At 68.7% G+C, this 23,443-nt stretch carries 18 protein-coding genes and 3 pseudogenes; 18 read left to right on the top strand and 3 right to left on the bottom strand.

All coding sequences use genetic code 11. The annotated features are described in order from the left end of the window. Positions 1 to 6: 6 nt before the first annotated feature. Both IPG68_11050 and IPG68_11045 read right to left on the bottom strand, forming a co-directional pair. On the bottom strand, positions 7 to 1,272 hold the full coding sequence (locus IPG68_11050) for a DUF349 domain-containing protein (GenBank protein ID MBK6763758.1): 1,266 nt from the start codon (positions 1,270 to 1,272) through the stop codon (positions 7 to 9). A 7-nt stretch (positions 1,273 to 1,279) separates the two neighbouring features. After that, positions 1,280 to 2,110, bottom strand: coding sequence for a peptidylprolyl isomerase (locus tag IPG68_11045; protein MBK6763757.1), 831 nt, complete (start codon positions 2,108 to 2,110; stop codon positions 1,280 to 1,282). A 105-nt stretch (positions 2,111 to 2,215) separates the two neighbouring features. Here IPG68_11045 and IPG68_11040 point away from each other — a divergent pair, with 105 nt between their 5' ends. From IPG68_11040 to IPG68_10975, 14 genes and pseudogenes are all read left to right on the top strand, one after another. Continuing rightward, positions 2,216 to 2,932, top strand: coding sequence for an MBL fold metallo-hydrolase (locus IPG68_11040; protein MBK6763756.1), 717 nt, complete (start codon positions 2,216 to 2,218; stop codon positions 2,930 to 2,932). Further along, positions 2,929 to 4,184 (top strand): annotated as a pseudogene (locus IPG68_11035) (histidine--tRNA ligase). The gene IPG68_11040 and the pseudogene IPG68_11035 overlap by 4 nt, the downstream one beginning before the upstream one ends. 1 nt (position 4,185) lies before the next feature. After that, a complete protein-coding gene (gene aspS, locus IPG68_11030) occupies positions 4,186 to 5,928 on the top strand; it encodes an aspartate--tRNA ligase (GenBank protein ID MBK6763755.1) in 1,743 nt (580 codons plus the stop codon). Next, positions 5,928 to 7,222, top strand: a pseudogene (locus tag IPG68_11025) (replication-associated recombination protein A). Before aspS ends, IPG68_11025 begins: the two are co-directional and overlap by 1 nt. An 87-nt stretch (positions 7,223 to 7,309) precedes the next feature. Then, positions 7,310 to 7,564 carry a hypothetical protein gene (locus tag IPG68_11020; protein MBK6763754.1) on the top strand — a complete coding sequence of 85 codons (255 nt, stop codon included), beginning with the start codon at positions 7,310 to 7,312 and terminating at the stop codon, positions 7,562 to 7,564. A 9-nt stretch (positions 7,565 to 7,573) separates the two neighbouring features. Continuing rightward, positions 7,574 to 10,233 (top strand): annotated as a pseudogene (gene alaS / locus IPG68_11015) (alanine--tRNA ligase). Continuing rightward, positions 10,233 to 10,691 carry a Holliday junction resolvase RuvX gene (gene ruvX / locus IPG68_11010; GenBank protein MBK6763753.1) on the top strand — a complete coding sequence of 153 codons (459 nt, stop codon included), beginning with the start codon at positions 10,233 to 10,235 and terminating at the stop codon, positions 10,689 to 10,691. Before alaS ends, ruvX begins: the two are co-directional and overlap by 1 nt. Next, positions 10,688 to 11,788 (top strand): endolytic transglycosylase MltG, encoded by a 1,101-nt coding sequence (gene mltG, locus IPG68_11005; GenBank protein MBK6763752.1) that lies wholly within the window; start codon positions 10,688 to 10,690, stop codon positions 11,786 to 11,788. The genes ruvX and mltG overlap by 4 nt, the downstream gene beginning before the upstream one ends. Then, positions 11,785 to 12,588, top strand: a complete 804-nt coding sequence (locus IPG68_11000) for a shikimate dehydrogenase (GenBank protein MBK6763751.1) — start codon at positions 11,785 to 11,787, stop codon at positions 12,586 to 12,588. Before mltG ends, IPG68_11000 begins: the two co-directional genes overlap by 4 nt. A 50-nt stretch (positions 12,589 to 12,638) precedes the next feature. Beyond that, the gene (locus tag IPG68_10995; GenBank protein ID MBK6763750.1) at positions 12,639 to 13,643 is read left to right on the top strand and encodes a roadblock/LC7 domain-containing protein; all 1,005 of its coding nucleotides are present in this window, start codon (positions 12,639 to 12,641) and stop codon (positions 13,641 to 13,643) included. Positions 13,644 to 13,649: 6 nt separating this feature from the next. After that, a complete protein-coding gene (locus tag IPG68_10990) occupies positions 13,650 to 14,519 on the top strand; it encodes a hypothetical protein (protein MBK6763749.1) in 870 nt (289 codons plus the stop codon). Continuing rightward, positions 14,516 to 16,180: a Flp pilus assembly complex ATPase component TadA gene (gene tadA, locus IPG68_10985; GenBank protein MBK6763748.1), complete on the top strand. Its 1,665-nt coding sequence runs from the start codon at positions 14,516 to 14,518 to the stop codon at positions 16,178 to 16,180. The genes IPG68_10990 and tadA overlap by 4 nt, the downstream gene beginning before the upstream one ends. Before the next feature lie 170 nt (positions 16,181 to 16,350). Next, the gene (locus tag IPG68_10980; protein ID MBK6763747.1) at positions 16,351 to 17,502 is read left to right on the top strand and encodes a type IV pilus twitching motility protein PilT; all 1,152 of its coding nucleotides are present in this window, start codon (positions 16,351 to 16,353) and stop codon (positions 17,500 to 17,502) included. Continuing rightward, entirely contained in the window at positions 17,499 to 18,719 is a 1,221-nt protein-coding gene (locus tag IPG68_10975) for a type II secretion system F family protein (protein ID MBK6763746.1), read from the top strand. Before IPG68_10980 ends, IPG68_10975 begins: the two co-directional genes overlap by 4 nt. A gap of 9 nt (positions 18,720 to 18,728) precedes the next feature. Here the strand turns inward: IPG68_10975 and IPG68_10970 are convergent, their stop codons facing one another. Further along, a complete protein-coding gene (locus tag IPG68_10970) occupies positions 18,729 to 19,958 on the bottom strand; it encodes a DUF222 domain-containing protein (GenBank protein ID MBK6763745.1) in 1,230 nt (409 codons plus the stop codon). Positions 19,959 to 20,064: 106 nt separating this feature from the next. Here IPG68_10970 and IPG68_10965 point away from each other — a divergent pair, with 106 nt between their 5' ends. From IPG68_10965 to IPG68_10950, 4 genes are all read left to right on the top strand, one after another. Further along, positions 20,065 to 20,733, top strand: coding sequence for a histidine phosphatase family protein (locus tag IPG68_10965; protein MBK6763744.1), 669 nt, complete (start codon positions 20,065 to 20,067; stop codon positions 20,731 to 20,733). Positions 20,734 to 20,917: 184 nt separating this feature from the next. Next, positions 20,918 to 21,322 carry a prepilin-type N-terminal cleavage/methylation domain-containing protein gene (locus IPG68_10960; GenBank protein ID MBK6763743.1) on the top strand — a complete coding sequence of 135 codons (405 nt, stop codon included), beginning with the start codon at positions 20,918 to 20,920 and terminating at the stop codon, positions 21,320 to 21,322. 93 nt (positions 21,323 to 21,415) lie between these two features. After that, positions 21,416 to 22,735: a prepilin-type N-terminal cleavage/methylation domain-containing protein gene (locus IPG68_10955; GenBank protein ID MBK6763742.1), complete on the top strand. Its 1,320-nt coding sequence runs from the start codon at positions 21,416 to 21,418 to the stop codon at positions 22,733 to 22,735. After that, positions 22,732 to 23,442 (top strand): prepilin-type N-terminal cleavage/methylation domain-containing protein, encoded by a 711-nt coding sequence (locus tag IPG68_10950; GenBank protein MBK6763741.1) that lies wholly within the window; start codon positions 22,732 to 22,734, stop codon positions 23,440 to 23,442. The genes IPG68_10955 and IPG68_10950 overlap by 4 nt, the downstream gene beginning before the upstream one ends. The last annotated feature ends 1 nt before the right edge of the window (position 23,443 follow it).

The following is a 23,443-nucleotide window of genomic DNA, read 5'->3' as shown; positions in this document are numbered from 1 at the left end:
GCCGCCCTACAGCGTGGAGAGACTTTGCTCTGCCGACTCGAGCATGAGGCGCTGCTGGGCGAGGCTGTGCTCGGCGTCGGCGATCTTGGCAGTATCCCCGCTCTCCTGTGCCGCGGCCAGAGCCGCCTCCAACTTGGTCACCGACGCCCGGTAGGCGTCGACGAGCCCCTGCGCGCGGTCGCGGATCTCCGGGTTGGTTCGCCGCCACGCCGCCGTCTCGGCAGCGCGGATCGCGTCATCGACAGCACGTAGGCGCTTGTCCAGTTTCGGCTTGTCGGGTCGGGGCACGTGGCCGATGTCGGCCCATTGACCCTGGATCTCCCGGAACGTGCGCCGCGTGGCTTTGGCGTCAGTCACCGGCAGCAGCGCCTCGGCACGGGTCAGAAGGTCCCGCTTCCGCGCGAGGTTCTGCTTCTGTTCGTTGTCGCGGGTGTTGAAGGTCTCCTTGCGAGCGCTGAAGAACGTCTCCTGGGCGCCGCGGAACCGCTGCCACAGCGCGTCGTCGTCCTTCTTGCCGGCGAACCCGGCCTTCTTCCATTGCTCCATGAGATCGCGGAACGCCGCGGCGGTGGTCGGCCAATCCGTGGAATCGGCCAGCGCCTCCGCCTTCTCTGCCAAGTCGGTCTTCGCCGCGATCGCGGCCGCTCGCCGGCGGTCCTGCTCATCGCGGTGCACCTTGCGGGCCTTGTCGAACGTGCGCCGGGCCGTGCGGAACCGCTCCCAGAGGGCATCGGTGTCCGTGCGCTGCTCGACGGACGGTTTGGGCAGGGCCTTCCACTGCTCCACCAGTTCGCGGAACCGCTCACCGGTCTGCTTCCACGACGTCGAGGTGCTCAGTTGCTCGGCCTCGGTGACGATCGCCTCGCGGGCCTGCTGGGCCTGCTCGCGGGCCTGTTTGCGCTCCTCTTCGAGGATCTGCTGGCGGATGTTCGCCAGTACCTCCAGCTGACCGATGCGCGCCATCAGCAACGCGATGTCGCCGACGAAGGCAGGTTCCTCCAGTGCGTGCCGGGCCTTCCCGGCCACGGCCTGCGCGTCGCGCGGGGAGCACTTGTTGTCGGCCAGGCGGGTGGCGGTCAGTTCCAATGACTGGGAGAGGTCGTTGTACCTGGCCGCGTAGTAGTGCAGTGCCTCTTCCGGGGTGCCCGCCGCGTACTGGCCGACCTCGCGCTCGGTGCCGTCGGGCAGTCGCAGGTACACCGTGCCGTCCTCACCGACGCGGCCGAAGTGCTCAGCCGGCGCGGGGCCGGGGGTGGGTGTCTGCTCGGTCATGATGTCCCTAGCTCTCGATCGCGGCTGTCTTGATGACAATGGGCTGTGCCGGCGGTCCGTCCGATGCATCCGATGATCCCGCCTCGACCCCGGCGGCTGCAACGTACTTCACGACGTCCAGGCCCTTGGTCACGGTGCCGACGATCGAGTAGTTGGGGGGCAGGCTCGTCTTCTTGTACACAATGAAGAACTGGCTGCTGGCGGTGTCGGGCCCCCGGTTCGCCATGGCCACAGACCCGGCCGGGTAGGTTCCCTGCTCCCCGGCGGGCAGGTTCTCGTCCGGCACGGTGAAGCCCACGTCGCCGCTGCCGTCCGCCCCGGGGCTGCCGCACTGCAGGACGAAGATGCCCGCAGTGGTGAGCCGGTGACAGAAGTTGCCGGCGTAGTACCCCTGATCGGTGAGGAAGGCCAGGGCGTTGACGTTCTTGGGGGCGGCTGAGGCGTCGAGCGCGATGGTGATGCGTCCGCAGTTGGTGTTCAGTACCCAGTTCGGGGTCCCCGTGAGGTCCATGTCGGCGGGCTTCTTCCACGTCCGGGTCTCAGGGCGTGGCTGCCCGGGGTCGGTGCACGTCACACCGGCGGGGGTCGCCACCGGACCGGGGGTGGGGCTGGCGGTGTCCGAGGTGGACGGTGACGCCTCCGGCTCGGCCTCGGCGCCTGCCTGCTGGGAGGAGTCCGGCCAGGCGGCCCACGCGATCCCGCCGACCACTACCAGGCCGGCGGCCCCGATCCCGATCAGCCGGTTACGGCGCGCCCGGCGGGCAGCTTCCGCGCGACGTTGTGCCTGGCGTTCCGCCTTGGCGTGCGCCAACTGCTTGCGTCGCTTGTCGTTCGACATGTTGCCTCCCTCCCGGACCCGCGCACCCGAGTGCAGGGTGGCTAGAGGGAGTCTACGTGCCGCCGGGAAAGGGCCGGGCCGGACGTCACGGATAGGCTGGTGTGTGTGCTGATCGCAGGATTCCCGGCCGGACCGTGGGGGACGAACTGCTTCGTCGTCGCCACGGGTGCCGGCAGTGAATGTGTCGTGATCGATCCGGGCAAGGACGCCATGGCCGGCGTCGACGAGGTGGTGCGGGAGAACCGTCTGCAGCCCGTCGCGGTGCTGGTCACGCACGGGCACCTGGACCACATGTGGTCGGTGACCCCGGTGTGCGAGGCCCGCGACATCCCCGCCTACATCCATCCCGCCGACCGGCACCTGCTGGCCGACCCGATGGCCGGGATCTCCGGGGACACCCGGCTGATGTTCGAGCAGATGACCGGGGGGCGCCTGGAGTTCGCCGAGCCCGACGACGTGCGGACCCTGCAGGACGGCACGCAGGTGGAACTGGCCGGTCTCAGATTCGGTGTGCGCCACAGCCCCGGGCACACGCCGGGGTCGACGGTGTTCCTCACCGACGCCCAAGCGGACATCCCTCCGATCATGTACTCCGGTGACCTGCTGTTCGCCGGGTCCATCGGGCGCACCGACCTGCCCGGCGGGGACACCGCGGCGATGATGCGGTCACTGGCCGACGTGGTCCTCGGGCAGCCCGAGGAGATGGTGGTGCTGCCCGGACACGGCCCGCAGACCACCATCGGCCAGGAACTGCGGACGAACCCGTTCCTCGGGCAGGCGCGCGAGGAACACCTCGACGCCCCTCCGGGGAGGGGGCTGTGAGCGGTCTGCAGGCCCCGCGCGGGGTCCCCGAGTACCTGCCGCCGGATTCCGCGGACTTCCTGGCGGTGCGCAACACTCTGGGCCGGGCCGCTGAACTCGCGGGATACGGCTACATCGAACTGCCGGTCTTCGAGGACACGGCGGTGTTCGTGCGTGGCGTCGGGGAGAGCACCGACGTGGTGAGCAAGGAGATGTACACGTTCACCGACCGCGGCGACCGATCCTTGTCACTGCGGCCGGAAGGCACGGCCGGGGTCATGCGTTCGGTCCTCGAGCACAACCTGCACCGCGGCTCGCTGCCGGTGAAGCTGTGGTACGCCGGGCCGTTCTTCCGGGCTGAACGCCCCCAGCAGGGTCGCTACCGGCAGTTGCAGCAGGTGGGTGTCGAGGCGATCGGGGTCGACGACCCACTGCTGGACGCCGAGGTGATCGCGATCGCCGACGAGGGCTACCGCCGGCTCGGGCTGCGCGGCTATCGGCTGGACCTGTCCTCGATCGGATGCCGGACGTGCCGGCCCGCCTACCGAAAGGTGCTCAAGAAGTTCCTCGCCACACTGCCGCTGGACGATGCCACCGCCGAGCGCGCGGCGCTGAACCCGCTGCGCGTGCTCGACGACAAGCGCCCGCACATTCAGGCCCTGCTGGCCGAGGCGCCGTTGCCGCTGGATCACCTGTGCGACGACTGCCGGGAGCACTTCACCCATGTGCAGCGCGCCCTGACCGCACTGGGGTGCGGTTCGTTGTGAACCCGCGGCTGGTGCGCGGTCTGGAATACTCCACCCGCACCACCTTCGAGTTCGACCACCCCGCGCTGGGCGCCCAGTCGGGGATCGGCGGCGGCGGGCGGTATGACGGGCTGATGGCATCCCTGGGCGGCCCGGACATGACAGGCATCGGGTTCGGCCTGGGCACCGACCGGACCCTGCTCGCCTGCCGTGCCGAAGGGATCAACCCCGGCGCGGGACGGGTTGTGGAGGTCTTCCTCGTGCCACTGGGAGAGGCTGCCCGCGACGCAGCATCCACGCTGGCCGGACGGCTGCGCGCCGACGGTGTGCGCGTGGACATGGCCTACGGCAGCCGCGGGTTGAAGGGCGCCATGAAATCCGCAGACCGGTCGGGTGCCCGCTGGGCGATCATCGTGGGGGACAAAGAACTGGCCAGCGGCCAGGTCCAGATGAAGGACCTGGACAGCGGCACTCAGCACAGCATCGGCCTCGACGACGTCGTCGGCCAGGTAATGACAGGAGAATGACGTGAACCGAACCCCCGCCGGAAGCCTGCGCGCCGGTGACGCCGACCGTGCGGTGACCCTTGCCGGTTGGGTTGCGCGGCGCCGCGACCACGGCGGGGTGGCGTTCCTGGACCTGCGGGACGCCTCAGGTGTCGTGCAGGTGGTCGTGCACGACGAGGCCGCGCACGGCCTGCGTGCCGAGTACTGCATCCGCGTCACGGGGACGGTCCGGGTGCGCCCCGAGGGCAACGAGAACCCCGACCTGCCTACCGGTGCGGTGGAGGTGATGGCCGACGGTGTCGAGGTGCTGTCCGCGGCGGCGCCGCTACCGTTCCCGATCGACGAGCACGTCGAGGTCGGGGAGGACACCCGCCTGCGCCACCGGTACCTGGACCTGCGGCGCTCCTCGCAGGCCACCGCGCTGCGCATGCGCTCGAAGGTCAACCAGATCGCGCGCGACGTGCTGCTCGCGCAGGACTTCGTGGAGGTGGAGACGCCGACCCTCACGCGCTCCACGCCCGAAGGTGCCCGCGACTTCCTGGTGCCGGTGCGCCTGCAGCCGGGTCACTGGTACGCACTGCCGCAATCTCCGCAGTTGTTCAAGCAGTTGCTGATGGTCGCCGGACTGGAGAAGTACTTCCAGATCGCCCGCTGCTACCGCGACGAGGACTTCCGGGCCGACCGGCAGCCGGAGTTCACCCAGCTCGACATCGAGATGTCCTTCGTGGAGCAGCAGGACGTCATCGACGTCGGCGAGGCGGTCGTGCGGGCGTTGTGGGAGGGGGTGCTCGGATACGAGATCGGCGAGATCCCGCACATGACCTACGCCGAGGCGATGCGCCGCTACGGGTCCGACAAGCCCGACCTGCGGTTCGGCCTCGAACTCACCGAACTGACCGACTACTTCGCGCAGACCCCGTTCCGGGTGTTCCAGGCGCCGTATGTGGGGGCGATTGTGATGCCCGGCGGCGGTTCCCAGGCCCGCCGGGCCTTCGACGCGTGGCAGGAATGGGCCAAGCAGCGCGGCGCGAAAGGGCTGGCATACGTGACGGTGGCCGAGGACGGCACGCTGGGCGGGCCGGTCGCCAAGAACCTCTCCGATGCCGAACGCGACGGCCTGGTCACGGCGGTCAGGGCCGACCCCGGCGACTGCATCTTCTTCGCCGCAGGCAAGCCCACGGAAGCCCGCGGTCTACTCGCAGCCACCCGCGACGAGATCGCCCGGCGGCTCGGCCTCATCGACGAGTCCGCATGGTCCTTCGTGTGGATCGTGGACGCGCCCCTGTTCGAGGAGGTGGATCTCGACGACGGCACGACGGCCTGGACGGCGGTGCACCACCCCTTCACCTCGCCCAACGCCGAGTCGTTGGCGACCTTCGACACCGATCCGGGTCCGGCACTGGCGTGGGCCTACGACCTGGTGTGCAACGGCAACGAGATCGGGGGCGGGTCGATCCGTATCCACCAGCAGGACGTGCAGCGGCGCGCGTTCCAGGTGCTCGGCATCGGCGAGCAGGAGGCCGAGGAGAAGTTCGGATTCTTGCTGGAGGCCTTCAAGTACGGGCCGCCGCCGCATGGCGGGATCGCGTACGGCTGGGACCGGATCTGCATGCTGCTGGCCGGCGCCACCTCACTGCGGGACGTCATCGCCTTTCCGAAGACCGGTGGCGGGCAGGATCCGCTGACCGGCGCGCCGGCACCCATCACCGCCGAGCAGCGCGCGGAAGCCGGGATCGACTTCGTGCCCGAGGACGCCGCGCAGTAGTGGCCGACCTGTTCGACGCCAACGCCCCCGCGCAGCCACTGGCCGCGCGCGTGCGGCCGACGGCCGTGGACGAGGTGATCGGCCAGTCGCACCTGCTGGGCCCGGCGTCACCGCTGCGCGCCCTGCTCAGCGACCCGGATGCTGCGACGTCGGTGATCCTGTGGGGTCCGCCCGGGACCGGGAAGACGACCTTGGCACGGCTGGCCGCGGAGGTGTCAGGGCGGCGGTTCGTGGCGCTGGCAGCGGTCAGCGCCGGGGTCAAGGAGGTGCGCGCCGCGATCGAGGACGCCCGGGAGGTCGGACGGGCCCGCGGGGAGCGGACGATCCTGTTCATCGACGAGGTCCACCGGTTCTCCAAGACGCAGCAGGACGTCCTGCTGCCGGCCGTGGAGCACGGCTGGATCACGCTGATCGCCGCCACCACGGAGAACCCCAGCATGAGCCTGGTCAGCCCCCTGCTGTCGCGTTCGATGCTGCTGGTCCTGCAGGCGCTGACCGATGATGAGGTCGCTGCCGTCGTGGACCGCGCCCTGACACACCCGGACGGCCTGCCGGGCGTCACGGTGACCGATGACGCCCGTGAACTCATCGTGCGTTTCGCCGGTGGGGACGCCCGTCGCGCACTGACCGCACTCGAGGCAGCCGCCGGCCCGGGGCCGGAGGTGACGTCCGAGGTCGTACGCGCGATCATCCCGCAGGTCGCCAACCGCTACGACCGCAACGGCGACCTGCACTACGACGTGACGAGCGCGCTCATCAAGAGTGTGCGCGGCAGTGACGTCGACGCCGCGCTGCACTACCTGGCCCGGCTGGTGGCCAGCGGCGAGGACCCGCGTTTCATCGCTCGCCGACTGGTCATCCTGGCCAGCGAGGACATCGGTCTAGCCGATCCCACGGCCCTGCCGCTGGCGATCGCGGGCCTGCAGGCGGTACAACTCATCGGCCTGCCCGAAGCGCGGATCACGTTGGGCCATGTCGTCATCCACCTGTGCCTCAGCCCCAAGAGCAACGCTGCCTACATAGCCATCAACGAGGCCCTCGCCGACGTCGAATCAGGGCGCATCAGCCCCGTGCCGGCCATGCTGCGTGACGGCAGCCTGAAATCCTCAAGGGCCACCGGGGCCGGCAGGGGTACCGCTACCCGCACGACGAGGGTGGCTTCGTCCCGGTGCGCTACGTGGCCGAACCGATCGTGAACCGCCGCTATTACCGGCCGACCGACCGCGGCGCCGAGGCCAGGGCTGCCGCCGCGATGGAGCGCCTGCGAGCGGCGTTCGACGGTGAGGAGCTGTGACGCCGGGCGGGAACGTCAAGGGTGCGCCGCGCCCACGACTCCGGCCGAATACCCAGCACCCGGGAGGGGCCTGCGTACACTGACCGGGTGAGTCGACTCTTCTGGATCGGGGTCGGTGCCGCCGGCGGCATCGTGGCCTACCGCAAGACCACGCAGACCGTGCAGGACGTCCGGCAGCGGTCGTTCCGCGAGAACCTGTCGAAGGTCGCCCGCACCGCGACCAACGTCGCAGCGTCTGCGCGGTACCTCGCGGCGTTGTCCGCCGACGAGCAGACGGCCGAGGTCGTCGACATCCGGCGGGCGCCCGCTGCCCGCAGGGAGCAGGCGTCGCCCGGCAACTAGGCTGACCCCATGGAGTCTGCCGAGATCCGACGTCGGTTCCTCTCGTTCTTCGAGGAGCGGGGCCACACCGTGGTGCCCAGTGCCTCACTGCTGCTCAACGACCCCACGCTGCTGTTCGTGAACGCCGGCATGGTGCCGTTCAAGCCGTACTTCCTCGGCGAGGCGGTAGCTCCCTACAAGCGGGCCACCAGTGTGCAGAAGGTGGTGCGGACCCTCGACATCGACGAGGTCGGCAAGACCACCCGGCACGCGTCGTTCTTCCAGATGTGCGGCAACTTCTCCTTCGGCGACTACTTCAAGGAAGGCGCCATCCCCTTCGCGTGGGACTTGCTCACCAGGTCCGAGGCCGAGGGTGGATACGGCTTCCCCGAGGAGAAGTTGTGGGTCACCGTCTTCGACGACGACGAAGAGGCGGCCGGCATCTGGCAGCAGGAGGTGGGCCTGCCAGCCGATCGGATCCAGCGCCGCGGGCTGAAGGACAACTACTGGCACATGGGCGTGCCCGGGCCGGGCGGTCCGTGCTCGGAGATCTACTACGACCGCGGTCCGGCCTACGGCGTCGCCGGGGGACCGGTCGCCGATGAGGACCGCTACCTCGAGGTGTGGAACCTCGTGTTCATGCAGTTCGAGCTGAGCGCGGTGCGCTCCAAGGTGGACTTCGACATCGCGGGGGAGTTGCCCGCCAAGAACATCGATACCGGCCTCGGCCTGGAACGGATGGCGGCCATCCTGCAGGGGGTCGACAACATCTACGAGATCGACACCACCCGCGCCACCATCGACACCGCCGTCGAGATCACGGGCCGCCGCTACGGCCGCGATCATGACGACGATGTGGCGCTGCGGGTCGTCGCCGACCACGCGCGCACTTGTGCATTCCTCATCGCCGATGGTGTCCTGCCCGGCAACGAAGGGCGTGGGTACGTCCTGCGCCGGTTGTTGCGGCGGGTGGTTTTCAACATGCGACTGCTGGGGGCCCACGAGCCGGCGATGTCAACCCTCGTCGGCAGCGTCATCGCCGCGATGTCCCCGCAGTACCCGGGGCTGCTCACCGACGCCGGGCGTATCGAGACGATCGCGGTGTCAGAGGAGGAGGCCTTCCGGCAGACCCTGCGGTCGGGCACGACGGTCTTCGACACCGCTGTGGCCAGGACGAAGTCCAGTGGCGCGGCGGTGCTGTCCGGTGCAGACGCGTTCGCCCTGCACGACACCTACGGCTTTCCCATCGACTTGACGCTCGAACTTGCCGCCGACCAGGGGCTGGAAGTGGATCGGGATGGCTTCGCCGAACTGATGGGCCAGCAGCGGCAGCGGGCCAAGGCGGACTCGGTGGCACGCAAGGCGGGGGTCACGCCACTGACCGCCTACCGCGAGGTGATGGAGGCGGCGGGTCAGACCGAGTTCACCGGGTACGACCAGTGGGAGTCCGAAGCCGGTGCGCGGTCTGCTGCGCGACGGGGAGTCGGTCGCCTCTGCGCGCCGGCGACGTCGTCGAGGTGGTCCTGGACCGCAGCCCCTTCTACGCCGAGGCCGGCGGGCAGCTCGGTGACCACGGGCTCATCCGTCTCGGCGATGGCACGACGCTGCACGTCGACGACGTGCAGACCCCGGTGCCCGGTCTGTGGGTTCACCGCGCCCGGGTCCTCGACGGCGAGGCTGCGGTCGGTGCCGAGGCGATGGGCGTGGTGGACGTGGAACGCCGGCGGGCGATCTCGCGGGCGCACACCGCGACCCACATGATCCACAAGACGTTCCGGGAGATGCTCGGGGAGACCGCTACCCAGATGGGTTCGGAGAACGCCCCCGGTCGGCTGCGGTTCGACTTCCCCTACCCGAAGGCCGTGCCCGACAGTGTCCTTCGCGACGCCGAGGCGCGAGTGAACGCGCTGCTGCTCGAGGACATGACTGTCACCGCGCGGTACATGAGCCAAGCGCAGGCACGGGACCTCGGGGCGATGGCGCTGTTCGGGGAGAAGTACGGCCACACCGTGCGGGTGGTGTCGGTCGGGGACTGGGCGCACGAACTGTGCGGTGGCACCCACGCCCATCGCAGCGGTCAGCTCGGGGTGGTCTCCTTCATCTCCGAGGGTTCGATCGGATCAGGCGTGCGGCGGGTCGAGGCCCTGGTCGGGTCCGACGCCTACCACTACCTGGCCCGCGAGCACCTGCTCGTCTCGGCCCTCAGCACGATGCTCAAGAGCCCCCGCGAGGATCTGGTCGAACGGGTGGGCGCGACCGTCGACAAGTTGAAGAACGCCGAACGCGAACTCGCCCGCCTGAAGCAGCAGGCGATGATGGCCAACCTCGACACCATCCTGGGTGAGGGTTCGCCGGTCGGCGCCTTCCGGTTGTGGACCTTGCAGGTGCCCGATGGCACCGACGGCAAGCAGTTGCGCGAGATCGCGCTGGCGGGTGTCCGCCGGACCACGCATCCCGCGGCCGTCGTGGCGGCGGCGGTCGCCGACGGCCGGGTCTCCCTCATCGCCGCGGTCAATGCTGCGGGTCAGGACGCCGGCCTGTTCGCCAACGACCTGCTGAGTTCTGCGCTGCCGTCGGTGGAGGGTCGCGGCGGGGGTAAGCGGGACGCTGCGCAGGGCGGGGGCTCCGACCCGACAGGCATCCCCGCGGCGTTCGCAGCCGCGGAGGCCTTCGTTCGCGGATTGGGCTGATGCGACCAGGGGTCCGGCTGGCGGTCGATGTCGGCTCGGTGCGTGTGGGTGTCGCCCGCAGTGATGCCACGGGGATGCTGGCCGTCCCGGAGGCGACCCTCGACGGGCGCAGGGATTGGGTTGCGCAGTTGGCCACGCTGGTGGCCGAATACCAGCCGATCGAGATCCTGGTCGGCCTCCCCTTGTCGCTGGACGGCCGCGAACATGCCGCGGCGCAGCGGGTGCGCGACGTGGTGGATCGGATCCGCGAGGCCTGCCCGCAGACACCGGTGCGACTGGTCGATGAGCGGTTCACCACCACCACCGCGTACGCCCAGTTCCGCGAGGCCGGCCGGTCGGCCCGCAAAGGCCGTGATGTCGTTGATCAGGCAGCCGCTGCCATCATGTTGCAGACTGCTCTGGACACGGAACGTGCCACTGGGGCTGCCCCGGGGGTGCTGGCGAACGGAAACGCATGAGCGAGCTCGGCTTGAACATGGAGGTGGAACCTCCACGGGGGTCGGACCCTGACAAGAAGGGTCGGGGTGTCCTCGTGCTTGCCATCCTGGTGTTCCTGGCCGTCATCGCGGCCATCGGGGTCCTGGTGCTGCGCCAGGAGATCCTGCCCGGGACCGGCCGGAACTACGACGGGGCCGGCACCGGCCGCGAGGTCATCGTGCATGTGCAGGAGGGCCAGACCCTTTCCGACATCGGCGACACGCTCAAGGATGAGGGCGTGGTGGCCAGCGCCCGGTCCTTCATCGATGCGGCTGCCGCCGACGACCGTTCCCAGACGATCGGCCCGGGCTACTACCGGCTGACCGAGCGGATGAGCGCGCAGGCCGCGCTGGAGGCCATGCTGGACCCGGCCAATCAGGTCGTCACCAGGGTCGTCGTCCCCGAGGGCCTGCGCGAGGACCAGGTGGTCAAGCGGCTCACCAGGGCTTCCGACATCCCCGCTGCGCGCTTCAACGCAGCGATCCAGGACGCCGCGCAACTGGGCCTGCCGAAGTTCGCCAAGGGCAATGCCGAGGGGTTCTTGTTCCCGGCCACGTACCAGTTCCCACCCGGCGCCAGCGCCCGGACCATGATCGAGGCCATGATCACGCGGTTCAACGAGGCTGCTGAGACCCTGCAACTCGTCCCGCGTGCCAAGCGCACGGGGTACTCCCCCTACGAGGTCATGATCATCGCCAGCCTCGTACAGGCCGAAGGCCATCCGGATGACTACGGCAAGGTCTCCCGCGTGATCTACAACCGGCTGGCAGCGGGGATGCCCCTGCAGTTGGACGCGACGGTCAACTACGCGCTGAAGTCCTCGGAGATCAACCTGTCCAGGCAGCAGATCCGGACCGCATCGCCGTACAACACCTACCGCAACAAGGGTCTGCCGCCCACGCCGATCAACCAGCCGGGGGAGGCTGCTATGCAGGCGGCGCTCCAGCCGGATGACGGTGACTGGCTGTACTTCGTGTCCGTGAACCCCGACACCGGTGAGACCAAGTTCACCGCGGACTACGACGAGTTCCTCGTGTTCAAGAAGGAGTTCGAGGACTACGTGGCCAAGCAGTCATGACGCGCAATGCCGCCGTCCTCGGCTCGCCGATCTCCCACAGCCTCTCACCGGCCCTGCACCGTGCCGCGTACCAGGCGCTGGGCCTGGAGTGGCATTACCACCGGATCGAGGTCGACATCGACGACTTGCCGGCGTTCGTCGAAGGCCTTGACGAGTCCTGGGTGGGCCTGTCTCTGACGATGCCGCTGAAGGAGGCGGTCCTGGAACTCGCCCGCCAGGTCGACCCCACCGCTCGGGCGACCACATCGGCCAACACTCTGCTGCTGCCGCAGCGGCAGGTGTTCAACACCGACGTCGACGGGATGGTGATCGCCCTGCGGCGAGCCGGCCTGGCGCAGACGCCGGGATTCGCCGGGACGGTGCTGGGGGCGGGGGCGACTGCGCGTTCGGCAGTGGCGGCGCTGCACTCGCTGGGGGCGGCGGAGGTCCACCTGCTGGCTCGCCGGCCGCAGGCGGCAGTTGCAGCCCGGGCGACGGCCGAGGCGCTGGGAGTGGTCCTGCACGTCCATGCATTCGACGAGACGACGTGGCTGAACGTCCCGCTGGTGCTGTCCACGGTGCCCGCCGGGGTGGCCGACGCCTTGGCAGGCGCGGTTCCAGCGGCCGCGGGGTGGCTGCTGGACGTCGTGTACTCGCCGTGGCCGACGGTGTTGGCTGCGGTGTGGGAACGCGCAGGCGGCACCACCGTCTCCGGCTTGGAGATGCTGCTGGCCCAGGCCGAGCGGCAGGTGGAGCTGATGACGGGCCGGTCGGCGCCGACCGCGGCCATGCGCGCCGCGCTCCCCACAACCCACGCCTGACCTGCCCGATCGGCCATACTCGTAGCTACTCGTCGAAAGGAAGCCACCAGATGGCCGACATTGAGATTCCCCATCCCGGTGCGTCCGAGATCATCACCCGTTTGCTCAGTGATGCCATGGGTGAGCATCCGGATGTGCAGTGGCTGGGACTGGTCTCCGAGGACGGTTTCGCCATCGCTTCCGAGGGGTCAGTGTCGTTCAACGACGATGCGGTGGCGGCCGGGGCGGTGCGCATGATGATCGAGGTACGCAAGATGGCCAAGGCGCTGGGGCAGGCGGGCACCTCTCAACTGTTCCTCGAGGGTGGCGAGAGCGGGATCTGCGTGATCGACAAGGACCCGTGGGTGCTCGTCGTCATGGGGGCGCCGGACGTCCCCATCGGGCTGCTGCGGTACGAGGCGCGGGAGATCGCCGAGGCGTTCCCGATCGGCTCCCGGCCCGCACTGCCGGCCGAGGAACAGGACGACGTGCCGGAGCCTGCTGACTGGGGCGACGTGGCAGTGGACGAGCAGCCCGCGTGGGACCTCGACGAGCAGATGGCGGACACGACCGTCACCGAGACCGACGGCGACCCTGAGATCCGGTGGGCCGATGAACCGACCGGGATGGACACCGCCGTGGGCCCGGCGACGGCGGATTCTCCCGATGGACACGACATCTTCGGCGATGCCGGCACCGAAGATGTGGAGGAGTTGGAGATGCCCTCCACGGGTGCCGACGACTTCTCCGACTGGGTGAGCGAGACCCCGGAGCCGGTGGCCGAGTCCATGTTCGACCTGGCGCCGGACGAGCAGACCCCGGCGAGTTTCGAGATGCCCGCCGTGGCGGATGAGACGGCCACCTCCTTCGAGTTGCCGGCCGATGAGCCACCCTCCTTCGACCTTTCGCCGGAGCCGGCGTCCCCGTTCGACCTGCCGGCGCCGACCGGTCCCGGCTTCGCCGAGGGGTTCGACTCTGGGTTCGACGAGTTCGCTGACCTTCCGGCGCCCACTGGTCCGGCCATCGACCTTCCGGCGCCAACTGGCCCTGCTTTCGAACTACCCCCGCCCGAGTAGGCCGCCATGCTGCTGTCCGGCTCGCTCGAAGCCTTCCGCGTCCAGGACCTCCTGGCCCTGGTGGGGCGCAAGCCTGGTCAGTGGCTGATCAGCATGCGCGGTGGACCCCGCGGTCGTTCGGCGTTCATCGGGCTGCGTGACCGGGCGGTGGTGGGTGTGTCGGCGGACACCACCCGGCAGGACCTGGCGCGGCGCCTGGTCCTGGAGGGGGCAGTGGGCACGACCGGACTGGCACAGGCTCTGCGCCGGGCACAGGATTCAGGACTCGGGTTGCTGCGGGTACTTGTCGATAGCGACATCGTGGAACCGGCCATCCTGCCCGTTGTCGTGCGCCAGCACATGGTCAGTGCCCTTGCGTCACTGACACACTGGCGCACGGGTACGTTCCAAGCCGACGTCGTCGATCAGGTGCCCGACGATGTCGACGCCGCGCTGCCGGTGTCGGAACTGGGGTCCGAAGTGGGCGCCCTGCTGCGGCGCTGGCGTCCCGCATCGGACATGGTCGGCGGCCCGAACACGGTCATGGCCGCCTACCCCGGTCGGGTGCCGGATCGTCTGCGCGGCCTGCACTCGTTGATCGACGGCCACCGGACCGTCGCCGACCTCGTGGACACCTCGGGGCACGGGGACATCGGTACGGTGGTCGACCTCGCAGCGCTCATCGGGGCCGGATGTGCAACGCCCCTGACGGGATCCATGGGTGCTCTCGAACAGAGACTCGCGATGTTGTCCGCGCTGGAGGCGCCTTCGCAGCCCGCCCGACCGGCCGGGCCCAACCTGTCGGTCATCCCCGGCGGGGCGCAGGCCGCCGATGACGAGGCCGAGGCCGAGGACGACCTGCTCACGACGTTCCTCAAGGGGGTGCGCGGGGTATGAAGCAACTCGGCGACATCCTCCTCGCGCAGGGCCTGATCACCGGGGACCAGTTGGAGAAGGCCCTGCTGGAGCAGCGCACCGCCGGACACTCATTGGGCAGGGTTCTCATCGACCTCGGCATCCTCACCGAGTCACAGGTGGTCCAGGCGCTCGCCGCTCAGATCGGGATGCGGTTCGTCGACCTGACGGAGGTCACACTCGACGGTGCGGCGCTGACCAAGGTGCCCGGCGCGGTGTGCCGGCGGCACAGCGCCATCCCGATCGCCTTCGAGAAGGGCCGGCTGGTGGTGGCCATGAGCGACCCGGCCAATGTCTTCGCGGTCGACGACATCCGGTCGGCCAGCGGGATGAGCGTGGTGCCGGTCGTGGCGACCCGCACGGACGTACACGCAGCCCTGGACCGCCATTACCGTGCCGACGGCGAACTCGACGAGCTCACGACCGCGTTGGACCTCGAGGAGGAGGACGATGACCTCGCGTCCATGCGGGAGGTCGTCGAGGACGCGCCCATCGTCAAGTTCGTGAACCTGTTGATCACGCAGGGGATCCAGGACCGGGCCTCTGACATCCACCTCGAGCCGACCGAATACGACGTGCGAGTCCGCTTCCGCATCGACGGCGTGCTGCACGAGGTGATGCGCTCGCCGAAATCGATCCAGTCCGGCGTCATCAGCCGGTTGAAGATCATGTCGGACATCAACATCGCAGAGCGCCGGATCCCTCAGGACGGCCGGCTCAGCGTCACGACGAACGGTCAGAAGATCGACCTTCGCGTGGCGACCTTGCCCACCGTGTGGGGGGAGAAGATCGTCCTGCGGATCCTGGACAACTCCACCGCGATGCTCGACCTGGCCGATCTCGGTTTCCGCGATGTCAACTACGAGCGCTATTCGGCCAGTTTCGGCAAGCCCTACGGGATGATCCTGGTCGTCGGGCCGACCGGGTCCGGCAAGTCGACGACTCTGTACGCAACGGTGAACATCCTGAACCGCCCCGAGGTGAACATCATCACGGTGGAGGACCCGGTCGAGTACCGGCTGCCTGGCGTCAATCAGGTGCAGACGCACACGAAGGCCGGGCTGACCTTCGCCGCCGCTCTGCGATCCATCCTGCGGTCGGACCCCGACATCGTGCTGATCGGTGAGATCCGCGACCACGAGACGGCCCAGATCGCGGTGGAGTCGGCGCTCACCGGTCACCTCGTGCTCAGCACCCTGCACACCAACGACGCCCCCAGTGCCGTCACCCGGTTGATCGAGATGGGCATCGAGCCGTTCCTCGTCGGTTCGGCCCTCGACTGTGTGCTGGCCCAGCGCCTCGCGCGGCGGCTGTGCTCGAAGTGCAAGCAGACCTACCAGCCCACGGCCGCGGCGTTCAAGGCGGCCGGGTTCGCCCTGGAGGAAGGTCAGCAGGTGCCGACGATCTACCGGGCCGTCGGGTGCTCGGTGTGCTCGCGTACTGGGTACAAGGGCCGGGTGGCGCTGCACGAGGTTCTCCCCATCACCGAGCGCATCGAGCGTTTGGCGGTCGAGCGGGCATCATCGGCGCAGATCGCCGTCGCGGCCCGCGAGGAGGGGATGCAGACGCTGCGCCAGGACGGTCTGGCCAAGGTCCTGGCCGGGGTGACCAGCCTGGACGAGGTGCTGCGGGTCGTGGTCTAGCCCCGGAGTGTCACCGGATCGCTCCCTGATGTCTGTGTCGCTCCCGGGTTGGGCCGGTGGCCACCTCAAGGAATCCCGGCCTTCTGCCGACACCGACGGAGTACCGCGCGGGAAGGATTCGGATGTCCATGCACAACGCTCCGCCGACGGCGGCGCCCCGGGCGGCCGGGATGCCTCGCCCCCCGGCGCCGCAGCCCCAGCAGCCACAGGCTGCCCCCGCGCGCCCGACCACGGAGCAGACCGTCCGCACGGGCGACATCAGCCTGATCCAGGCGCTGGAGGCCATGCTCGCGGTCGACGCCAGTGACCTGCACCTGACGGTGGGGGCGGCTCCCACGGTCCGGGTCGCCGGTGAGCTGCGCCCGCTGCAGGGGGCGCCGAAGTTGGACGCCCCATCGCTGCAGCGGGTTCTCTACGCCATGCTCACCCAGGCGCAGCGGGAGACCTTCGAGGAGGAACTGGAACTCGACTTCTCCTACGCCCTGCCCGGGCGAGCCCGTTTCCGCGTCAACATGTACAAGCAGCGCGAATCCGTCGGGGCCGCCTTCCGCATGATCCCCTTCGAGATCAAGAGCCTCGAGACCCTTGGCATGCCGCCGGTCGTGGCGAGTTTCGCCAGCCTGCCACGTGGGTTCGTGCTCGTGACCGGACCCACCGGTTCCGGCAAGAGCACGACGCTGGCGGCGCTCATCGACATCGCCAACAGCCAGCGCCGAGACCACATCATGACCGTCGAGGACCCGATCGAGTTCCTCCACCGCCACCGCAGTTGCCTGGTCAACCAGCGCGAGGTGGGGACCGACACGCACTCGTTCGCCGAGGCGTTGAAGCACGTCCTGCGGCAGGACCCGGACATCATCCTGGTCGGCGAGATGCGTGACTTGGAGACGATCCAGGTGGCACTGACCGCGGCCGAGACCGGCCACTTGGTCTTCGCGACCCTGCACACGCAGGATGCCGCGCAGACCGTCGACCGCATCATCGACGTCTTCCCGCCCCACCAGCAGCAGCAGATCCGCCAGCAGCTCGCAGGGACCATCCAGGGGATCGTCTGCCAGACACTGTGCAAGAAGCGCGATGCCACCGGCCGGGTGGTGGCTGCGGAGGTGCTGGTGGCCACCGCGGCCATCCGCAACCTCATCCGGGAGGGCAAGACCCACCAGATCTACTCGTCCATGCAGGCCGGCGCCCAGTACGGGATGCAGACCCTGGACCAGAACCTGGCGGAGTTGGTCCGCAGGAACGACATCACTTACGACGAAGGCATGGAGAAGTGCCAGCACGTCGAGGACTACATGCGACTGACCGGGAGGACCCGATGAGTCTTGCCACGTTCGACTACCAGGTGCGCGACCGGGCGGGGAAGGTCGTGCGTGGCCGCATCGATGCCGAATCCCCGGCCGCGGTCGCCACGAAGCTCAAGAACATGGGGTACGCCCCGATCTCCATCAGTCAGGCCAATGCCGGTCTGAACAAGGAGATCAAGATCCCGGGGACGGGCAACAAGGTCAAGTTGAAGGACCTGGCGATCGCGTCCCGGCAGTTCGCGACGATGATCAACTCGGGTCTGTCGCTGTTGCGCGCGCTGTCGATCCTGTCGGAGCAGACGGAGAACAAGCACCTCGGCGAAGTGTTCGCCTCCGTCCGGCTGTCGGTCGAGCAGGGCTCGTCGCTGTCGCAGGCGCTCGGGCACCACCCCAAGGTCTTCCCGCCGATCATGGTCAACATGACACGTGCCGGTGAGACCGGCGGATTCCTGGACCAGGTGCTCATGCAGTTGGCCGACAACTTCGAGGCAGAGGTGAAACTGCGCTCGAAGATCAAGTCGGCGATGACCTATCCGCTGGTGGTGTTCGGCTTCGCCATCATCTCCGTGACGGCCATGCTGCTGTTCATCGTCCCGATCTTCGCGGACATGTTCGACACTCTCGGCGGTACCCTGCCGCTGCCCACCCGGGTTCTGGTCATGCTGTCGCACGGCCTGCGGACCTTCATGCCGTTCATCCTCGTGGTGCTCATCGTGAGCATGATCCTGTGGAAGCGGTACAAGAACGAACCGCGGGTGCGCGACGTCGTGGACCCGCTGAAGCTCAAGACCCCGGTGTTCGGCCCGTTGTTCCAGAAGGTGGCTCTGTCCCGCTTCAGCCGCAACCTCGGCACGATGATCCACTCCGGGGTCCCCATCCTGCAGGCGCTGGACATCGTGGCGGACACGACCGGCAACGTCGTGATCGCCCACGCGGTCCACGACGTCGAGGTCTCCGTGCGCCAGGGTGAGTCGCTGGCCAAGCCACTGCTTGAGCACCCTGTGTTCCCGCCCATGGTTGTACAGATGATGGCGGTCGGCGAGGACACCGGTTCGCTGGACGCGATGCTGCACAAGATCTCGGACTTCTACGACAATGAGGTCGAGGCCACGACGGAGGCATTGACCTCGCTCATCGAGCCGATCATGATCGCGTTCGTCGGCGCGATCGTCGGCGCGATGATCGTCGCCCTGTACATGCCGATCTTCAAGGTGTTCGACCTGATCAAGTGACACCAGCCCCTATCCGGTGCGGATGGGTGGTGGCCGGGTGGTGTGGATGGTCGGGATGTGGTGGCTGCTCATGGTGATGGTGTAGTGGCCGAGGTGCAGGTCGGCGTGACATCGACTGCACAGCAGGCACAAATTTGACAGGTCTGTTAAGCCGCCGTGGCGCCAGTGCAGGATGTGGTGGGCTTCGCAGAAGCGGGGGGCGCGTCCGCAGCGGATGCAGCCGCGGTCGCGGGCGATCAGGGCGGCCCACTGCCCGCGGGTGGCGCGGCGGGCGGTGCGGCCCATGGCCAGGGGCACGAACGTGTCGCCGTGGGTCCGGCCGAGGATCAGGGTGCAGATCGCGGTGCAGGTCAGCCGTTCGAACGCTGCCCTCCCGATCGGGGTGCCGTCATCCAGCACAGCCCGGGCGCTGTCGTCGAGGTGCTCTGCGTCGACCAGGACGGTCAGCCCGCTGCTGCCTACCGGGCGGGTGCTGGCCATCCCGGCGGCCACGATGTCGCCCAGGGCGTCGGCGCGGCACTGCGCGGTGGTGCGGGGGTCTCCGGGGCCCGGCCGATCGGTGAAGACCCCGAGGGCGTCGCGTAACCGGTGGCCCTCGACCGAGTCGAGGTAGCCGTCGAGGCGGAACAGCCCGTTGGACTGCTCGGTCAGGGTCAGCCCGCGCTTGTCGCGCTGCTTGGCGTAGTCGCGGTCGGGCTGTTCGGGGCGGTCCTGGGCGATCAGCACCCCGGCCACCGCCCGTAGTTCCGCAGCGTCGGTGGCCTGGGCCAGCCCGACCAGTACCGGCTCGATCTCGGCGAAACAGCCCAGGTGCGCCTTCGCCCGGGTCAGCACCATGACCGCAGCTGTGCCGATCCGGCCGTCCCGGAACGCTTGTGCGGTGCCGGGCATGTCCCGCAGCGCCCGCGCGGAGGCGGCCGTTCCCGAGCCCACCGCCGGGGTTTGCCCGGTCGCGGCGGCTACCAGGGTGCCGGTCGTGCCGGCGCCCAGCACCCGGGCATCCCCGGCAGCATCAGCCGCCCCCACCACCGCGGTGGTGTACCCGTCCAGGGCGTTGCGCAGCGTCTGGACAGCGGTCATGGTGCCGGCCCGTTCCTCCGCGCACATCGTCTCCGGATCCGGCAGGTCGTGGACACGCTGCAGCAACTCGTCGAGAACCGCGGGGTGGTCGGTGGGAAGGCCCGCGGCGATCCGAGCCCGGCGCTGCGCACCCCGCGACACCTCGAAGAACGACCCCACAACCCCACCTCGATTCGAACAGTTCGAACCTATCCCGAGGGTGTGACACCGCACCAGACTGCACCCATGATCTGTGGACAACGGGCCATCCGCGTAGCGTGACGATGTGCATGTCTATCTCGTGCGACATGGGCAGAGCCATGTGAACCTCGGCGATCTGACCATCACCCACCGCGATGAGCCGCTCACCGATCTGGGCCGTGAGCAGGCCAGCCGGGCGGGGGAGTGGATCGCCGACAACCTGACGATCAACGACTTCTACGCCAGCAGTGTCGCCCGCACGGTGCAGACGGCCGAGATCATCGGCTCGGCCATCGACAAGTCCCCGACCCTCACGGACGGGCTGCGCGAAATCGGCACCTGTCGAGCGGATGGGATGCCAATCCCCAGTGCGGAGTTTGAGCCGTTCACCCCGGATCTATGGGGGACGCTGGACCCGTACACCCCGGTCACGGCGACGGGGGAGAGTTGGATGCAGTTCCGGGCCCGCGTGGGTGCGTTCGTGGAGACGCTGGTCCCTTCGGCCCGGCGCCACCAGGTCGCCGGGGCCGAGCCGGCACTCGATCCCCGCCGCGTGTTGCTCGTCGCCCACGCGGGAGTCATCGAGGCGATCTTCGAGTACATCTTCGAGAAGGGCCCGTGGTCGGTGGTGGAGGTGGACACCCACCACACCGGCATCACGCACATCGAGCACCATCCGCAGCCGAACCGCCCCGGCTGGCGCCTGCACTACCACAACCTGACGCACCACCTGACCGACGAGATGCGCACCTGACTGTCGCCCGATCGCCGGGTGCGTTCACCCGATTGGGCGCAGGGCCCGCGCGCCCGCAACGGATCGACTAGGCCGAACGGGTGACAAGATCATCAGGCCGCTGGACTGGGCCATCGCCGCTCCCGATACAGCAAGTGTCATTGCCATCGGGGTGTGACGACCCCGCATACGAAAGGGAACAGCAATGTTCGCACGACTTCTTGCGGCACGGAAGGACGAAGAGGGCTTCACCCTCATCGAGCTCCTGGTCGTGATCATCATCATCGGGATCCTGGCAGCCATCGCCATCCCCGTGTTCCTGAACCAGCGCGCAAGCGCCGCCAAGGCCGCACTGACCTCCGACGCACGTAACGGCGCCGTTGCGGTCGAGACGTTCTTCACCGAGAACCAGTCGTACCCGGCCAACCTGGCCGCGGTCCAGGCTCTCAACCCCTCGGTGTCCACGAACAACGGGGTGCTCGGTTACACGACCACGGGCACCGCATTCACCTACTGCGTGCAGGCCACCTCTGGTGCGGCGACCGGATGGTCCGTCACCTACGACTCCGCGGCCGGCGGGACTCAGCCTCCTGCCCAGGCAGCGTGCTGATCAACCTCCACCCCAGTGGGACCCCGCTCCGGCGGGGTCCCACTGCTGTCGTCCACCCTCAAGCAATCCGCCATTCGGGTCGATGTACTCACCGTGAAGCTCACGAGTCGGTTGTCTGCTGCCGCCGGGGACGACGGCTTCACGCTCGTGGAGATGATGGTGTCACTGGTGATCCTCGCGATCGTGTCCAGCGGATTCGCCTACGGCCTCACGCTGGCCATGGTGACCACCCGTGACGACCGGGCCCGGGTCCAGGCCTCCAACCTCGCCGCCCGCGAACTCGAGATCGTCCGCAACGAGTTCGGAGCCTCGAAGACCGCACCCACGGAGCTTGCCGCAGTCAGTCAGGTCACCAACCCCCATGAACTCCCGGGGCAGACGGCCGGTCAGCCGCTGGACCTCGACGGCCGGAAGTTCACGGTGGTGCGGACCGTGGAGTGGTTGCCTTCGGGAACGGGCACGAGCCCGTGTGATGGCGGATCGGCCGTGACCTACCCGTCGCTGGGGGTGAACGTCCGCGTGTACTGGCAGGACAGCGGAGAGACGCGCGACGTCGAGTCGAACACGGTGCTCACGCCACCGAAGGGAACGCTGGCCAGTGTCCAGAGTTTCATTGCAGCGAAGGTCACGGGGGCCGACGGCACCGGTGTGGCGTCACTGCCGGTGGACATCAGTGGACCGGGTGGTGCCCAGACCCGTGTGACGGCCGGCGACGGGTGTGCGGTGTTCGCCCTGAGTTCACCAGGCAACTACACGGTGACCCTCGATGAGCCCGGGTACGTCAGTTTCGACGGCCAGGCCACGACCTCGAAGCCCGCCACGGTGGCCAATGGCTCCATCCAGGTGGTGCCGTTCAGTTACGACGCTGCTGCCACCATCGACCTCGAGTTCGCCGTCGACGGTGACCCGCCCGGATACGGCCAGCCGGACCCCGACGCGTCCGTGGTCCTGTTCAACGCCGGCCTGCCCACGATGGGCAAGAAGGTGGTCGACAGCGGCGTCGCGACGGCCGGCGGCCTGTGGCCGTTCCCGGACGGGTACTCGGTATGGGCTGGGACATGCGAGCTGAACGATCCCGCGACCAGTGGCGGTGCCCGGCCGACCCCGGTGCGGCCCGATCCCGGGGAAACGGTCCAAGCGACAATTGTCCTGCAGCCCGTACAGGCCACTTTCCTCGACGATGACGACCTGCCCGTGGCCGACGCCGAGGCCGTCGCCGAGATCCAGGACACGACCGGATGTCGTGAGACGCAGTTCACGCTGGGGACCACGGATGCCGACGGGGTCGTCCGCGGGGCACTGCCGTACGGCAACTGGACGATCCGGGCAGGCGGCTACGAGGTCGTCGCAGACATGCCCGCCGACGGCTCCGTGACCTATCCGCTCCAGGTGCCGGAAGGGGTCGGAGGATGACGACGGAACGCCGGCGCGCCGACGAGGGCGTCACGCTCATCGAGATGATGGTCGTGGTGTCCATCCTCGGCGTCATCATGGCCATCGTCACCGAAGGCTTGCTGGTCGCTCAGCGCACGATGAATGAGAATGCGACTCGCCTCGACGGGTTGTCGCAGACGAACCTCGCGATGGAAGGGGTCACCCGTGTGCTGCGCACCGCCATCCTGCCGTCACAGGTGCAGGCGACCTGCACCAACTGCGACGTGGCCGCGTTCATCGCCGGGGATGCCCGATCCGTGCAGTTCTACGCGAACGTGAACAACGACGCCATCTTGCCGACGTCCGGCACCACCGACTTGGGGCCGCGCCGGGTGACCTACGCGGTGAGCAGCGAGGGCGAACTCACCGAAACGGTGCAGAAGCCCAACCCCCACAGCGTCACCGACTTCAACTACACCTATTGCACGCCGGGACCCGGATGTCCCATGACAAGCCGTGTCCTGGCCCGGAACGTGGAGGACGGCACGATCTTCACCTACTACGACCGGGACGGCAGCGTGATCGCCCCGCCACTGCAGTCGTCGACCTCGAAGCTCAAGTCCGTCGATGCCATCGACATCGTGCTGAAAGTCGACCCCTCCGACCGCACGAATCCCGCGACCGTGACCGCGCGGGTCACCCTGCCCAACGCCGATTCCCTGATCCAGCCCACACCGACGCCCTGAG

It is taken from the genome of Micrococcales bacterium, from assembly GCA_016703125.1.
Taxonomy (GTDB): Bacteria; Actinomycetota; Actinomycetes; order S36-B12; family UBA10799; genus JADKAV01.
The sequence above is the reverse complement of the archived record's forward strand: the minus strand, read 5'-3'. Positions and strand labels throughout refer to the sequence as shown.